This is a genomic window from Stenotrophomonas maltophilia group sp. RNC7, assembly GCF_030910085.1.
GTDB classification, from domain to species: Bacteria; Pseudomonadota; Gammaproteobacteria; order Xanthomonadales; family Xanthomonadaceae; genus Stenotrophomonas; species Stenotrophomonas sepilia.
The window spans coordinates 1-326 of the sequence record NZ_JAVFVN010000014.1; the positions used below are offsets into that span (position 1 = coordinate 1).

Annotated in this window: 1 pseudogene; it reads right to left on the reverse strand. The window is 68.1% G+C overall.

Features of this window, described 5'->3' with window-relative positions:
• Positions 1-220: 220 nt before the first annotated feature.
• Positions 221-326: pseudogene (locus RCF13_RS00070) on the reverse strand (DNA polymerase III subunit epsilon); the annotation flags it as partial.

Sequence of the window (326 nt, forward strand, 5' to 3'; positions counted from 1 at the left end):
TGGGCGGCCGGGGACGTGCTCCCGGGGGCGCCGCCCGGTAGAAAACCGGACACAGCGAGCCGCGTATTATGCACGGGTTCAAGCACTTGCGCAAGTTACCCACAGGCGGGGGCTGAACACGGCGATCGCCCCCTGTAGAGCCGAGCCCACGCTCGGCTGCTGCGTCCCGGAACGCCTGAGCCGAGCGTGGGCTCGGCTCTACAACAATGACCGGGCCGGCTCAACGCAGGTGCGGAATCACCTGGGCGAGAAGATGGGCATCCTTCAACGCGCCGTGCAGGCCGCGCTGGCTGGGAATGCGCAGGCGCTGCAGCACATCATCCAGC